Origin of the sequence: Streptomyces peucetius (assembly GCF_025854275.1) — a bacterium.
Classification (GTDB): domain Bacteria; phylum Actinomycetota; class Actinomycetes; order Streptomycetales; family Streptomycetaceae; genus Streptomyces; species Streptomyces peucetius_A.
Genome location: NZ_CP107567.1, coordinates 5,783,101 through 5,796,517, shown reverse-complemented (window position 1 = coordinate 5,796,517; position 13,417 = coordinate 5,783,101). Strand labels below are relative to the sequence as shown.

Sequence of the window (13,417 nt, the reverse complement as noted above, 5' to 3'; positions counted from 1 at the left end):
TCTCCTCCGTCCTGATGGTCGAAGAGTTCCGATGTCCGAGGCGCTCATGCGCGGGCCTGGCTGGGCCCGCCGTCGGAGAGCAGTTCGTCGAACAGCGCGCGATAGTGCACCATCGCGGCACGCAGTTGTTCGGTGTTCGCCCTGTGCTGCCGGCTGCGTTCATTGACGTCGTGGGCAGCGCGGTAGTGCTCCACGGTCCTGCCGTGCTCGACGGACAGGTCCTGCACCTTCTGCTCGAGGTTGTCGGTGGGATAGCCGCGTTCCCGCATGAGCGAGGTCACCAGGAGGTCCGCCTCCTGCACCGCCTGCTCGGGATGATCCACGAATTCGCCCTGGACCTTCTGCCAGTCCTGGGCGTAGCGGTCATGGACGGCAGGAGCCAGCGGCCTGATGTCCAGGGCGTCGTGCCGCTTCTCCCGGGCGCTCAGTTCGCGGTCGGCAGCGCCCCGGCCGCCCGCGTCCTCGACGGTCCGCTCGTACTCGGGGCCGAAGCGCTGCTGCAGACGGCGCCGGCGCATGGTGTACAAGCCGAACGCCGCCAACGCGGCCACCACTGCGACAACCGGGATGATGATCGCGAGAAGGGTTCCTGTAGACATCCGCTCACCTCCTGGAAATACGCCATTACCATCCTAAAGAGAAAATTCCCTCAGAAAAGAGGTGTAAGCAGGCAATTCCCCTTGCGGCGGGGCCGATTTCGGGGCTGCGAGACTGAGCAGAGAAAGAAGAAAGGGCCCGCCGTCCTGTGGACGACGAGCCCTCGCGGACGAATCCGCCGCTCAGCCCGACCCGACGAAGAGCACCAGCAGCAGCCACACCACGGGAGCCGTCGGGAGCAGCGAGTCCAGCCGGTCCATGATGCCGCCGTGCCCGGGGAGCAGGGTGCCCATGTCCTTGATGCCGAGGTCCCGCTTGATCATCGACTCGCCCAGGTCTCCGAGCGTCGCACTGACCGCGACGGCGAGGCCGAGCAGCAGGCCCTGCCACCACGTGCCGCCGTCGACCAGGAACTGCATGCACAGCGCGCCCGCGGCCATCGCGAACGACACCGCGCCGAGCAGCCCTTCGCGGGTCTTGCCGGGGCTGATGCGCGGCGCGAGCTTGGTCCTGCCGAAGCGCCAGCCCACCGCGTAGGCCCCGGTGTCGCTGACCACCGTCAGCAGCAGGAAGGTGATCACTCGCTCCGGGCCGTCGTCCGCCGTCAGCATCAGGGCGACGAAGGTGGCCAGGAAGGGGACGTAGAACGCCGCGAAGATGCCGGCCGTGACGTCCTTCAGATAGCCCTCGGGCGGTTCGGTCATCCGCCAGACCAGAACCGCGAGGGCGGTGAGTGCCATCGCGACCCAGGCGCCCTCCGCGCCGCGGACGTAACCGGCGACGACCATCGCCGCGCCGCCGACCGCGAGCGGCACCAGGGGCGCCTTGATCTGCTTGCGCTCCTCGAGCCGGGAGGTCAGCTCCCACAGACCGACGACGACGGCGACCGCGATCACACCGACGAAAACGGCCTTCACGAAGAAGAGCGAGGCGACGATCACCGCGCCGAGCCCGACGCCGACCCCTATCGCCGCACGCAGGTCCCGTCCGGCTCGCTTCTTCTGCGAAGGCTCGCGCCGCGGAGGCGGCTGCGGGGTGGGCTCGCCCGGTGGCGGCGGGGTGGGCATGGGCTCCTGCGGCGTTTCGTCACGGAACAGGGGGCCGCCCAGCCGAGCGGCCCCCCGGTCACGGTCCTCGCGGTCTTCACCGCGGCGGCCCGCGGCGTCTCTGCCTGCGTCGGGGAAGTCCGGCACGATGGGCATGGGCTGCGTCTCTGATGTATACCGTGCGTCATGCCCATCGTGGGCGGGACCCGCCGGGAGGGGCCCCTGGTCGGGCGGCGGCCACGCTCCGGCGTATCCGGCGCCGTGCGAGGCCCCCCAGGAAGAGTCGTTCATCAGACCTCGAGCAGCTCGGCTTCCTTGTGCTTGAGCAGCTCGTCCACCTGCGCCACGTACTTCGCGGTGGTGTCGTCGAGCTCCTTCTCCGCGCGGCGGCCCTCGTCCTCGCCGACCTCGCCGTCCTTGATCAGCTTGTCGATGGTCTCCTTGGCCTTGCGGCGCACGGAGCGGATCGAGATCTTGGCGTCCTCGGCCTTGGTCTTCGCGACCTTGATGTACTCCTTGCGGCGGTCCTGGGTCAGCTCCGGGAACACCACGCGGATGATGTTGCCGTCGTTGCTCGGGTTGACGCCGAGGTCGGAGTCGCGGATCGCCTGCTCGATGTTGCGCAGCGCGGTCTTGTCGAACGGCGTGACGACGGCCATCCGCGGCTCGGGAACGGAGAACGAGGCCAGCTGGTTGATCGGGGTCAGGGCACCGTAGTAGTCCGCCACGATCTTGTTGAACATCGCCGGGTGCGCACGTCCGGTGCGGATCGCGGCGAAGTCATCCTTGGCGACCAGGACGGCCTTCTCCATCTTCTCCTCGGCCTCGAGGAGGGTCTCTTCGATCACCACTTGCTCCTGCGTGTCTTGAGGTTGGCCCGGCTCGTACCACTGGGCCGGCGGAACCTGCGTCGCGTGTTGCCTGCACGGTGTCCGACCGGCAGGACTTTGTCCATCCCTCTTGGGACGCCCCGGATCAGGCTCGGGTGTCCCGGTCGCTCACGAGCGTGCCGATCTTCTCACCCTTGACGGCCCGAGCGATATTGCCTTCGGTGAGGAGTTCGAAGACGAGGATCGGCAGGGCGTTGTCACGGCAGAGGGTGATCGCGGTGGCGTCGGCGACCTTGAGGTTGCGCGACAGCACCTCGCCGTACTCCAGCGCGTCGAACTTCACCGCGTCCGCGTTGGTCTTGGGGTCGGAGTCGTAGACCCCGTCCACACCGTTCTTGCCCATGAGCAGGGCCTCTGCGTCGATCTCCAGGGCCCGCTGCGCGGCGGTGGTGTCGGTGGAGAAGTACGGCATGCCCATACCGGCGCCGAAGATGACCACACGGCCCTTCTCCAGGTGGCGCACGGCACGGAGCGGGATGTACGGCTCCGCGACCTGGCCCATGGTGATGGCGGTCTGGACGCGGGAGTCGATGCCTTCCTTCTCCAGGAAGTCCTGGAGGGCGAGGCAGTTCATGACCGTGCCGAGCATGCCCATGTAGTCGGAGCGGGCCCGGTCCATGCCACGCTGCTGCAGCTCGGCCCCGCGGAAGAAGTTGCCTCCGCCGATGACGACCGCGATCTCCGCCCCGTCGCGTACGACCGCGGCGATCTCGCGGGCGATGGCGTGTACGACGTCGGGGTCGACGCCCAGGCCTCCGCCACCGGCGAACGCCTCGCCGGACAGCTTCAGCATGAAGCGTCCGTACTTTTTGCCGTGGTTGTCGTCGCTCTGTGCGGCGCCCTGATTCATGGAGATCTCCTCGTGCACATACGAAGAAGGCCATTGCCAGTGGGTCCTTGCGGTTTCCCGTACGGCAATGGCCTCCTCGTCAGATCTGCGATCGTCGGGCGCGTACGCCGACGACTGCTTCAGACCCTACCGGGGTCCGGTGGTCCGTCGTGTACGGACTCAGATGCCGACCTTGATGCGGCTGAAGCGCTTCAGGGTGACGCCGGCCTCGTCCAGGATCTGCTGAACGGTCTTCTTGTTGTCCAGAGCGTACGGCTGGCCGAGGAGGGTGGCCTCCTTGAAGAAGCCGTTGACGCGACCCTCTACGATCTTCGGGAGCGCGGCCTCGGGCTTGCCCTCGGCGCGCGTGGTCTCCTCGGCGACGCGGCGCTCGGACTCGACGACCTCGGCCGGAACGTCCTCACGGGAGAGGTACTTCGGCGCGAAGGCGGCGATGTGCTGCGCGATGCCCTTGGCGAGGTCCGCGTCGGCCTTGTCCAGCTCGACCAGGACACCGATCTGCGGGGGCAGGTCGGGCATGGTGCGGTGCATGTAGGCGGCGACGTAGGCGCCGGAGAACTGCGCGAAGCGGTCCAGGACGATCTTCTCGCCGAGGTTGGCGTTGGCCTCGTCGACGTACGCCTGGACGGTCTTGCCGGCCTCGATCTCGGAGGCGAGCAGCGCCTCGAGGTCGGCCGGGGAGGTCTTGGCGACGTGCTCGGCGAGCGCACCGGCGACGGCCTGGAACTTGTCGCCCTTGGCGACGAAGTCCGTCTCGCACTTCAGCTCGACGAGCACACCGGAGGTGTTGTCGTCGGCGATCAGGGAGACGACGGCGCCGTTCTCGGCGGAGCGGCCCTCGCGTTTGGCGACGCCCTTCTGGCCCTTGATGCGCAGGGCCTCGACGGCCTTGTCGACGTTGCCGTCGGCCTCGTCGAGCGCCTTCTTGCAGTCCATCATGCCGGCGCCGGTCAGCTCGCGGAGCTTCTTCACGTCAGCGGCGGTGTAGTTCGCCATGTCCTTGAATCTCTCTGAGAAGTCGAAAGTCGAAGATCTACGGGTGAGCGGCGGGGCCGGTGCCTGGTGGCACCGCCCCCGCCGTCAGCAACCGAACCGTGAGGGTCAGGCCTGCTCGGCGTCCGCCGGCTTCTCGGCCTCGGCGGCGGGCGCCTCGGCGGCCGGTGCCTCAGCGGCCTCGGCGGCGGGAGCCTCGGCGGGCTTGGCGGCCTCGTCGCCGTCCGCCTTCTTCTCGCCCTCGAGGAGGTCACGCTCCCACTCGGCGAGCGGCTCACCGGCGGCCTTCTCGCCCGGCTTGGAGTCACCGGTGGCGACGCCGGAGCGGGCGATGAGGCCCTCGGCGACGGCGTCGGCGATCACGCGGGTGAGCAGGGTTACGGAGCGGATCGCGTCGTCGTTGCCCGGGATCTTGTAGTCGACCTCGTCCGGGTCGCAGTTGGTGTCGAGGATCGCGACGACCGGGATGTGGAGCTTGCGCGCCTCACCGACGGCGATGTGCTCCTTCTTGGTGTCGACGATCCAGACGGCGCTCGGCACCTTCTGCATCTCGCGGATACCACCGAGGGTCTTCTCCAGCTTGGCCTTCTCACGCGAGAGGACCAGGAGCTCCTTCTTGGTGAGGCCAGAGGCGGCCACGTCCTCGAAGTCGATCTGCTCGAGCTCCTTGAGGCGCTGCAGACGCTTGTAGACGGTGGAGAAGTTGGTGAGCATGCCGCCCAGCCAACGCTGGTTGACGTACGGCATCCCGACGCGCGTCGCCTGCTCGGCGATGGCCTCCTGGGCCTGCTTCTTGGTGCCGACGAACATGATGGAGCCGCCGTGCGCGACGGTCTCCTTGACGAACTCGTAGGCGCGGTCGATGTACGACAGCGACTGGAGCAGGTCGATGATGTAGATGCCGTTGCGCTCCGTGAAGATGAAGCGCTTCATCTTCGGGTTCCAACGACGGGTCTGGTGACCGAAGTGGACGCCGCTCTCCAGCAGCTCCCGCATCGTGACGACGGCCATGGCCGTATCTCCTTGTTTTTCTCGGTTGTGTCCTGACGCCCCGACGCGCCGTGCCGCAAGGGACCGAGGGGCGCGGCCACCGACCGTTGAGGGTGTGGTGGCGGGGCGTGCGAAGTCGACCCGGTGACCCGGATCGCCAGAAGAAGTGTACGGGACCGCTGACGCACCGGGTGACGGCGCTGTCCACAACGGGGGCGTTGTCCACAGAACCGGACCATGATCAGCGGGCGGAGCGTCGTCCGCGGGACGGTTGCGTCCATGAACCGTACGTTTTTCACGGCTGCGGCAGCCGTTGCCACGGCCTGCTGGACGGTGCTCGGGGTGCTGCTTCTGTCCGCACCGCCCTCACCGCCCGCGCTGCCCGCGCTGCCCGCGCTGCCCGTGGGGGCGGCCGCGGCCGGCCCGCCGCCCGACGACGGTGGGGCCCGGAGCTGGCCCGTCGGACCGCCGCGGCCCGTGGTGGTACGCGGGTGGGAGCCGCCCAGCTCTCCGTACGGACCGGGGCACCGGGGCGTGGACCTGGCCGCGGTGGCCGGCACACCCGTGCGCGCGGCGGCGCCGGGCACCGTGTCCTTCGCCGGGTCCGTCGCGGGCCGGGGTGTGGTGTCGATCAGCCTCACCGGTACGGGTGACCCGCCGATGCGCACGACCTACGAACCCGTCCGCGCCCTCGTCGAGGAGGGCGCCGAGGTGCGCGCCGGCGAGACGGTCGGCGTTGTCGAGCCGGGGGCCTCGCACTGCGGGGCCTGTCTGCACTGGGGGCTGCGGCGCGGCACCGTGTACCTGGACCCGCTGTCGCTGCTGCCACCGTGGATGCTGCGCCGCCCGCCCTCCCGGCTACTGCCGGTCTTCGGCGTACCGGCCCCGTCGACGCGTCCCACTGCCCACGCCCGCCCGACGGCTGCCGCCACCGGGCCGGCGCCGATGCCGGCTGCCGCCACGGAGCCGAGGCTTGGGTCGGGGTCGGGTATGGAGCCGGGGGGAGAGCCAGGGCCGGGCACCGGCCCGGCGGCTGCCGCGGGAACCGCGGGAACCGCGGGAACCGCGGGAACCGCGGGAACCGCGGGAACCGCGGGAACCGCGGGAACCGCGGGAACCGCGGGAACCGCGGGAACCGCGGGAACGGCAGGCACCGGAGGGACGGCGGGTACCAGAGGGACGGCGGGCACGGCAGGAACCGCGGGCATCGGAGGGACGGCGGGTACCGCAGGAGCCGCGGGGGTCGCAGGAGCCGCGGGGGTCGCAGGAGCCGCGGGGGTCGCAGGGACCGCACGGACCCTGCACGCCGGACTGCTGCTGCTCGCCTGCCTGGCGGCACATCGCGCCCTGCGGCGATCGGGCCTGGCCGGCGTCGGCGTCCGGCCCCGCCCGGTCAGTCGCGTACGCCCCGCACGCCCCCCAGCACCATGGCGACGGCCGCTTCCGCGATGGCGTCGGGCTCCTCGGCCGCGCCGAGCTCGATGCGGCGTACCGCGGCGTCCACGACACCCTGCAGCAGCATCGCGGTCAGCCGTGGCCGGTCCTGGCCGAGGTCGCCGAGCGCCTCGACGATCATCGCGATCAGCCCACCGTGCGCGGCCCGGATCTTCTCGCGGGCCCCCGCGTCCAGTTCGCTCGCCGAGATCGCGACGACGGCCCGGTGCCGCCGGTCCCCGACCAGCTCGAGCTGGCTGCGCACAAACGCCTCGACCTTGCCCTCCGGCGTCCCGGCCCGCCCCATGGCGGCCTCGACCTCGGCCGCCCAGACAGGAAAGTCCACCGCGCAGAGCTCCTCCACGACCGCGGCGCGCGAGCGGAAGTACTCGTAGACGGAGGACCTCGCCAGGCCGGTGCGCTCCGCGAGGGCGGGGAAGGTCAGCGCCTCCGTACCGCCTTCGGACAGGAGGGAGCGCGCGGCGTCCAGCAAGGCGCTTCGCTGCATCGTCCGGTGCTCGGCCACGGAGGCCGCTCGAATCCTTGGCACGCCCCCACTCTACGGATGCCGCCCCGGCGATCCCAGAGTCACCGTCCCACGTCGGCCAGCTTCGCCCGCAACTGCAGCACCGACTTGGTGTGGATCTGGCTGACCCTGCTCTCCGTGACGCCGAGGACATGCCCGATCTCGGCCAGTGTGAGGCCCTCGTAGTAGTAGAGCGTGACGACGGTCTTCTCACGGTCGGGCAGGGTGTTGATGGCACGGGCGAGGAGCCTGCGCAGTTCGCGGTCCTCGGCCACCTCCACCGGGTTGTCGGCGGCGGTGTCCTCGAGGGTGTCCATGAGGCTGAGGCGTTCACCGCCCTCACCGCCGCCGTGCAGCAGCTCCTCGAGGGCCACGACGTTCGCCAGCGACAACTGACTGAAAACGGCGTGCAGTTCCTCGACCGCGACACCCATCTCGGCCGCGACCTCACACTCGGAAGGAGTACGCCGCAACTGCGCCTCGAGCGTCGCGTACGCCCGCTCGACGGCCCGCGCCTTCTGCCGCACCGACCGGGGGATCCAGTCCAGGGCCCGCAGTTCGTCGATCATCGCACCGCGGATGCGGGTGATGGCGTACGTCTCGAACTTGATGGACCGGTCGATGTCGAACTTCTCGATCGCGTCGATGAGCCCGAAGACCCCGGAGGAGACGAAGTCCGCCTGCTCGACGTTGGACGGCAGGCCCACACTGACCCGGCCTGCCACGTATTTGACCAGCGGCGAGTAGTGCAGGATCAGCTGTTCCCGCAGCCGGTCGTCACCCGTGGCCTTGTACGACCGCCACAGCTCCTCGAGCGACGAGGGTGCGGCGGGCCGTACGGCGCCACGGGCAGCGGGTGGCGCTGCCGCGCGGTCAGACCCGGAGGTGTGCTGGGGCATGCGTTGCCTTGAGCCGTTCTGCTGTGAAGGGAGCGGAGGGGCCGTCTGGGCCCGGAACCCGGTGAGCGTAGCGTGACTACACGGTCGCGGTGGGCAAGGAGCGTGAAGCGGGGCGACTGGAACCCTGCTCGGGTATTCGTTCTCGTCCACACCTTCGAACCGGGGCCGATGCCCAGCGCACCGGCCCCTCAGGTCCCGCCGACCGGCCTGCAGAGGTCATCGGCTTCACCTTTTCACCCGAATGCTCCAGGTCAAGCACCGCCTCGCCGTGCGTTCGAACCAATGCGGGGTCGCCGCGTCAACCTCCATCCCTCACCGTCGCGTTCCACGAATCCGAGTGAATGCAGTTCGTACAGCTTGCCGAGGGCCTCGTCCACCGTCGTTCCCGCGCCGCGGGCGGCGTCCCGGACGGCGAGTGCGCCGCCGGCCGGCAGGGCTTCGAGCACCCGTCTGCCGGCCGGGTCCAGCAGGTCCCTGGGCACCACCGGGCCGGTGCGCCGCGGGGCCAGCTCGCCCATGTCGCCGACGAGTTCGATCACTTCCGCCGCGTCGGTGACCAGCATGCTCTCGCCGCGCAGCAGTTCGTGGACGCCTGCCGACAGACCGCTGGTCGCGGGGCCCGGCACTCCCATCGTGCAGCGGCCCAGCCGCTGGGCGCTGCGCGCGGTGACCAGGGAGCCGCTGCGGTACTCGGCCTCGACGACGACGGTGCCCCTGGTCAACGCGGCGATGACGCGGTTGCGCATGACGAACCTGCTGGGCGTCGGGTGGTCGCCCGGCGGCAACTCGCCGATGACGAGCCCTTGTTCGACGATGCGTCCGATCAATTGGCCGTGTCCGCGGGGGTAGACGACGTCGACACCGCAGGCGAGGACCGCGACCGTGGCTCCGCCCGCCGCCAGCGCGCCGCGGTGTGCGGAGCCGTCCACACCGAACGCCGCCCCCGACACCACGACCCAGCCGCGCTCCGCGAGGCCGGAGCCGAGACAGGCCGCCATGTGCGCCCCGTACGGTGTGCACGCCCGTGACCCGACCACCGCGACCGAGCGCAGCGCCCACATCCTCAGGTCGGGCCGGCCCCGCACCCACAGGCCGACGGGTCTGGCGTCGTGGAGATCGTCGAGCTGGCTCGGCCACTCCGCGTCGCCCGGGACGACGAACCGGCCGCCGGCCGCGCGGACCGCGTCCAGATCCCGCTCCGGTTCCACCCCGACGGCACGCGCCCGCAGTCCTCGGACCCGTCGCCCGGTGACGCCGGGCAGTGCCCCGGCCGCGCAGTCCTCCGACGTCAGCCGACACAGCAGGTCCTCCGCCCCGAACTCCCGCAGCCATCGTCCGCCGTGCTCGTCACCCGGCTCGAGGATGCGCGTCAGGGCGGCGCGCGCCGTCCGCTCCCGTGCGTCCGGTGGTCCGTTCGGTGCCGCCGGCGGCATCACGACCCGCCTCCCGCTCCCGTACCCGCGACCGCCGGTACGCCTCTGGCGATGCCGGTCCGCAGCTCCAGCGCCAGGGCCACGTCGGACGGCTCGGGCCGGTCCCGGCCGGCGAGGTCGGCGACGGTCCAGGCGACTCTCAGCACCCGGTCGAGGCCGCGGGCCGTGAGCAGACCGCGCTCCACGTCCCGCTCGGCAGCCGCCAGGGCACCGGCGGCGACCGTCCAGCGGGTCCGCAGTTCATGGCCGGGGACCTCGCTGTTGACGCTCCAGGGTGTGCCGTCCAGCCGGGCGGCGGCGCGTGCCCTGGCCTCCCGGACCCGGTCGCCGACCACTGCCGTGGACTCGCCGCGGCCGCCCTGGCCGAGGAGGTCGGACCGGCTCACCGGCTCGACCTCGATCCGCAGGTCGACGCGGTCCAGCAGCGGGCCCGACAGTCTGGCCTGGTACCGCCGGATGACCGAGGCGGGGCATTCGCAGCCGGCGCCGTGCAGGGTGTGCCGGCCGCACGGGCAGGGGTTGGCGGCCAGCATCATCAGGAACTTCGCGGGCAGGCACACCACTCCCCCGCTCCTCGCCACGACGACATGGCCGGACTCCAGTGGCTGCCGCAGCGCGTCCAGCGCCTTGCCGGAGAATTCGGGGGCCTCGTCCAGGAAGAGCACGCCCCGATGGGAGAGCGAGACGGCACCCGGTTTCGGCAGGCCGTTGCCCCCGCCCACCAGCGACTGCATCGTCGCCGAGTGGTGCGGGGCGCAGTACGGAGCGGTCCGCACCAGCGGTTCTCCCGGCGGGAGGATGCCCGCCACCGAGTGCACCGCCGTCACTTCGAGTGATTCCCGGCGGCTCAGCGGCGGCAGCACACCGGGCAGCCGCTCGGCCAGCATGGTCTTCCCGGCGCCGGGCGGGCCGGAGAGCATCAGATGGTGGCCGCCGGCCGCCGCGACCTCCAGTCCGGTGCGCGCCCGGTGCTGGCCCGCGACATCGGCCAGGTCCGGCCCTTCGCCCGGGGCTGCCGACAGTCCCGTCCCGACACCGGCGCCCGGCACCAGCAGGCCCGCCAGCATGGCGTCGGGTCTGCCTTCCTCGACGGCTTCCTCGTCGGGCACCGGCTCGTCCGCGAGCACGGCGATCAGCTGGCGCAGGCTGCGCACGCCGAGGACGGAGATCCCCGGTACGAGTGATGCCTCTCCCGCGGTCCGTTCGGGCACGACGACGTGTTCGTACCCCGCTTCCGCCGCCGCGAGCACCGCAGGGAGCACCCCGCGCACCGGTCTGACCCGGCCGTCGAGCCCGAGCTCCCCGATCATCACGAGGTCGGCGATCTGCCGCGGGTCGATCCGCTCGGCCGCCCCGAGGACGGCACATGCCACAGCGAGATCGAAACCGCTGCCCCCCTTCGGCACGGACGCCGGACTGAGCCCCACGGTGAGCTTCTTCTGCGGCCACTCGGAACCCGAGTTGACCACCGCCGCCCTGACCCGGTCGCGGCTCTCGACCAGGCTCTTGTCGGGCAGGCCCACCAGCGTGAAGGCGGCCACCCCCGGCTCCAGGTCGGCCTGCACCTCGACCACCACGCCCTCGACGCCCACCAGGGCCACGGAACACGCTCGCGCGAACCCCATCAGGCCACCCCGCGGGCATGTTCGACGACTGCCGCGCCGCGCCTGGGCAGCATCACGCCGACGAGGTCGATGCGCACGCCCCCTGGCGGGGCGCCGCCGTGCCGCTCGACCCAGCACTCGGCGAGTCGTCTCAGACGACGCGCCTTCACCGGCGTGACCGCGGCCATCGGATGCTCGTAGGCACCCGCTCTGCGGGTCTTGACCTCGCAGACGACGACCGTGTCACCGTCCCGCGCGACGATGTCGATCTCCCCGGTCCGCCCGCAGCGCCAGTTCCGCGCCAGCAGGCGCATGCCGGACCTGGTCAGCAGCCGTGCCGCCAGGTCCTCTCCGTACCGTCCCAGTGCCCCCGTCGCGTTCATTTCGGCACCACCTCCGGCACCGACTCTGACGCTTGGGACCCCTCAATGTGGATCTTGGTCGAGAACTGTGGACAACCCTTGGACTGTGGACAACGGCGTCACCCGCGGGAGTGGACCGGGAGTCGTCCGGGAGCGGACCGGGAGGGGATTCAGCTCCCCGGAAGCTCGAGGTCGCTCTTGTTCAGCTCCTCGATGTTCACGTCCTTGAAGGTGAGCACCCGGACCTGCTTGACGAACCTGGCCGGCCGGTACATGTCCCAGACCCAGGCGTCGGCCATCGACACCTCGAAGAAGACCTCGCCCTGAACCGAGTGCACCTGCATCTCGTAATCGTTGGTGAGGTAGAACCGCCGCTCGGTCTCGATCACGTATTTGAACAGCCCGACGACATCTCGGTACTCCCGGTAGAGCTTCAGCTCCATCTCGGTCTCGTACTTCTCGAGGTCCTCGGCGCTCATGGCATGTTCCCCTTCAGCCTTGCGTCCCCCCATTGTGCGCCAGTCACCCTGGGTCCTCAGACGATTTCCGGGTCCAGGACCACCGGGGCACTCGGAGGTCCCTCGTCGAGCAGCGTGCGCAGCAGCTCGGCGAGCCTGGTCGGGTACACCGTCTCACGCGCCGCCGACAGTTCCGCGGAGGTCCACCACCTCAGGCCCGAGACGCTCCGCCGCTCGAGCTCCGTCAGCCCGCCGGGCGCGGTCACGGTCTGAGCCGTACGCCCCAGGAAGTACCACTCGTCCTGGTCCCAGCGGCGGCCGTCGAACGGGAACGAGCAGTGCCGCCGCCACAGCACCGGCCCCAGTTCCACGTCGGTGATCCCGGTCTCCTCCGCGAGCTCCCGCAGCGCCGCTTCCTCCCGCGTCTCGTCGCCCTCCAGACCGCCGCCGGGGGTGAACCACCAGTCGTCGGCCGGATCAGCCGGCTCGTACCCGTGCAGGAGCAGGATGCGGTCCTGCGGGTCGAGGAGCACGACCCTGGAGACCTTGCGCAGCCGGGTCAATGGGGCGTCAGACGCCACGGGAGACCGCCTTGCCGCGCCGGCTGCGCCCGAGGCGGCCCGCCACCGGCCCGTACGCCGCCCCGCCGAAGATCAGCAGGGCACCGGCGACCACCGCCCCGGCCATGAGCTTGACCGGCCCGGGCTGCGACACCCCTCCCGGCAGGCCGGCGAAGCCCTCGGGGCGCTCGACGATGCCGCCGTCGAGGGGCCACGCCACGGCGTCGACCCGGGCGGACACCGCGGAGCGGGGTACGGAGCCGTGACCGGGGTCCTGCAGGTGCGACCGCGAGTCGAGCGAGCCCAGGCGCTCGTCACCGAGCAGGAAGAGCTGCCCCTCGGGCACGGTCGCCGTGAATTCCTGTGACGCGGGCTGGTCGTCCTGCAGCAGATACGGTTCTTCGATGGCCTCGCCGTTGACGGTCAGCCGGCCGTTCGCGGCGCAGCAGGCGATCTCGTCACCACCCACGCCCACGACTCGCTTGACCATGGGCATGTCGCCCCACTGCTTGTCGCGGAAGACGACGACGTCCCCGCGGCGCACCTCGTCGCCGTCGATGCGCTCGGCCAGCACCCGGTCGCCCGAGTTCACGGTCGGCGCCATCGATTCCGTCGGCACGGCGTACGGCTGGTAGACGAGGGCTCCCCAGACGAAGCCCCCGAGGAAGAGCACACAGCCGACGGCCACGGCCAGTCCCGACAGCGCACTGCCGAGCCGTCCGCGGCCGTCGTCGTCACGTCCCGTTCCGCCCATCCCGGCGCTCCCCACCTCGGA

Annotated in this window: 14 protein-coding genes and 1 pseudogene; 1 reads left to right on the top strand and 14 read right to left on the bottom strand. The window is 70.8% G+C overall.

What is annotated here, in order from left to right:
• Positions 1-44 precede the first annotated feature (44 nt).
• The 6 genes from OGH68_RS26645 to rpsB all read right to left on the bottom strand — a co-directional run bounded on the left by OGH68_RS26645 (position 45) and on the right by rpsB (position 5,387).
• A complete protein-coding gene (locus OGH68_RS26645) occupies positions 45-599 on the bottom strand; it encodes a hypothetical protein (RefSeq protein WP_264247516.1) in 555 nt (184 codons plus the stop codon).
• A gap of 180 nt (positions 600-779) precedes the next feature.
• Positions 780-1,934, bottom strand: a complete 1,155-nt coding sequence (locus OGH68_RS26640) for a phosphatidate cytidylyltransferase (RefSeq protein WP_264247515.1) — start codon at positions 1,932-1,934, stop codon at positions 780-782.
• On the bottom strand, positions 1,934-2,491 hold the full coding sequence (gene frr / locus OGH68_RS26635) for a ribosome recycling factor (protein ID WP_005311329.1): 558 nt from the start codon (positions 2,489-2,491) through the stop codon (positions 1,934-1,936). The genes OGH68_RS26640 and frr overlap by 1 nt, the downstream gene beginning before the upstream one ends.
• Before the next feature lie 127 nt (positions 2,492-2,618).
• Positions 2,619-3,383: a UMP kinase gene (gene pyrH / locus OGH68_RS26630; RefSeq protein ID WP_264247514.1), complete on the bottom strand. Its 765-nt coding sequence runs from the start codon at positions 3,381-3,383 to the stop codon at positions 2,619-2,621.
• 159 nt (positions 3,384-3,542) lie between these two features.
• Positions 3,543-4,379 carry a translation elongation factor Ts gene (gene tsf / locus OGH68_RS26625; protein ID WP_264247513.1) on the bottom strand — a complete coding sequence of 279 codons (837 nt, stop codon included), beginning with the start codon at positions 4,377-4,379 and terminating at the stop codon, positions 3,543-3,545.
• Between the two features lie 105 nt (positions 4,380-4,484).
• Positions 4,485-5,387: a 30S ribosomal protein S2 gene (rpsB, locus tag OGH68_RS26620; RefSeq protein WP_264247512.1), complete on the bottom strand. Its 903-nt coding sequence runs from the start codon at positions 5,385-5,387 to the stop codon at positions 4,485-4,487.
• Between the two features lie 258 nt (positions 5,388-5,645).
• Here rpsB and OGH68_RS26615 point away from each other — a divergent pair.
• A pseudogene (locus tag OGH68_RS26615) lies at positions 5,646-6,254 on the top strand (M23 family metallopeptidase); the annotation flags it as partial.
• Positions 6,255-6,759: 505 nt separating this feature from the next.
• On the opposite strand, the gene OGH68_RS26610 reads toward OGH68_RS26615, so the two are convergent.
• From OGH68_RS26610 to lepB, 8 genes are all read right to left on the bottom strand, one after another.
• On the bottom strand, positions 6,760-7,326 hold the full coding sequence (locus OGH68_RS26610) for a TetR/AcrR family transcriptional regulator (RefSeq protein ID WP_264250309.1): 567 nt from the start codon (positions 7,324-7,326) through the stop codon (positions 6,760-6,762).
• A gap of 62 nt (positions 7,327-7,388) precedes the next feature.
• Entirely contained in the window at positions 7,389-8,225 is an 837-nt protein-coding gene (whiG, locus tag OGH68_RS26605; protein WP_264247510.1) for an RNA polymerase sigma factor WhiG, read from the bottom strand.
• A 251-nt stretch (positions 8,226-8,476) separates the two neighbouring features.
• On the bottom strand, positions 8,477-9,658 hold the full coding sequence (gene dprA / locus OGH68_RS26600; protein ID WP_264247509.1) for a DNA-processing protein DprA: 1,182 nt from the start codon (positions 9,656-9,658) through the stop codon (positions 8,477-8,479).
• Positions 9,658-11,283: a YifB family Mg chelatase-like AAA ATPase gene (locus OGH68_RS26595; protein WP_264247508.1), complete on the bottom strand. Its 1,626-nt coding sequence runs from the start codon at positions 11,281-11,283 to the stop codon at positions 9,658-9,660. The genes dprA and OGH68_RS26595 overlap by 1 nt, the downstream gene beginning before the upstream one ends.
• Positions 11,283-11,645, bottom strand: coding sequence for a YraN family protein (locus tag OGH68_RS26590; protein WP_264247507.1), 363 nt, complete (start codon positions 11,643-11,645; stop codon positions 11,283-11,285). The genes OGH68_RS26595 and OGH68_RS26590 overlap by 1 nt, the downstream gene beginning before the upstream one ends.
• Positions 11,646-11,794: 149 nt before the next feature.
• Complete coding sequence (locus tag OGH68_RS26585; RefSeq protein WP_005311352.1) at positions 11,795-12,103, bottom strand: DUF2469 domain-containing protein; 309 nt, start codon at positions 12,101-12,103, stop codon at positions 11,795-11,797.
• Between the two features lie 56 nt (positions 12,104-12,159).
• A complete protein-coding gene (locus OGH68_RS26580) occupies positions 12,160-12,663 on the bottom strand; it encodes an NUDIX hydrolase (protein ID WP_264247506.1) in 504 nt (167 codons plus the stop codon).
• Positions 12,653-13,396 (bottom strand): signal peptidase I, encoded by a 744-nt coding sequence (gene lepB / locus OGH68_RS26575; protein WP_264247505.1) that lies wholly within the window; start codon positions 13,394-13,396, stop codon positions 12,653-12,655. Before lepB ends, OGH68_RS26580 begins: the two co-directional genes overlap by 11 nt.
• Positions 13,397-13,417 lie beyond the last annotated feature (21 nt).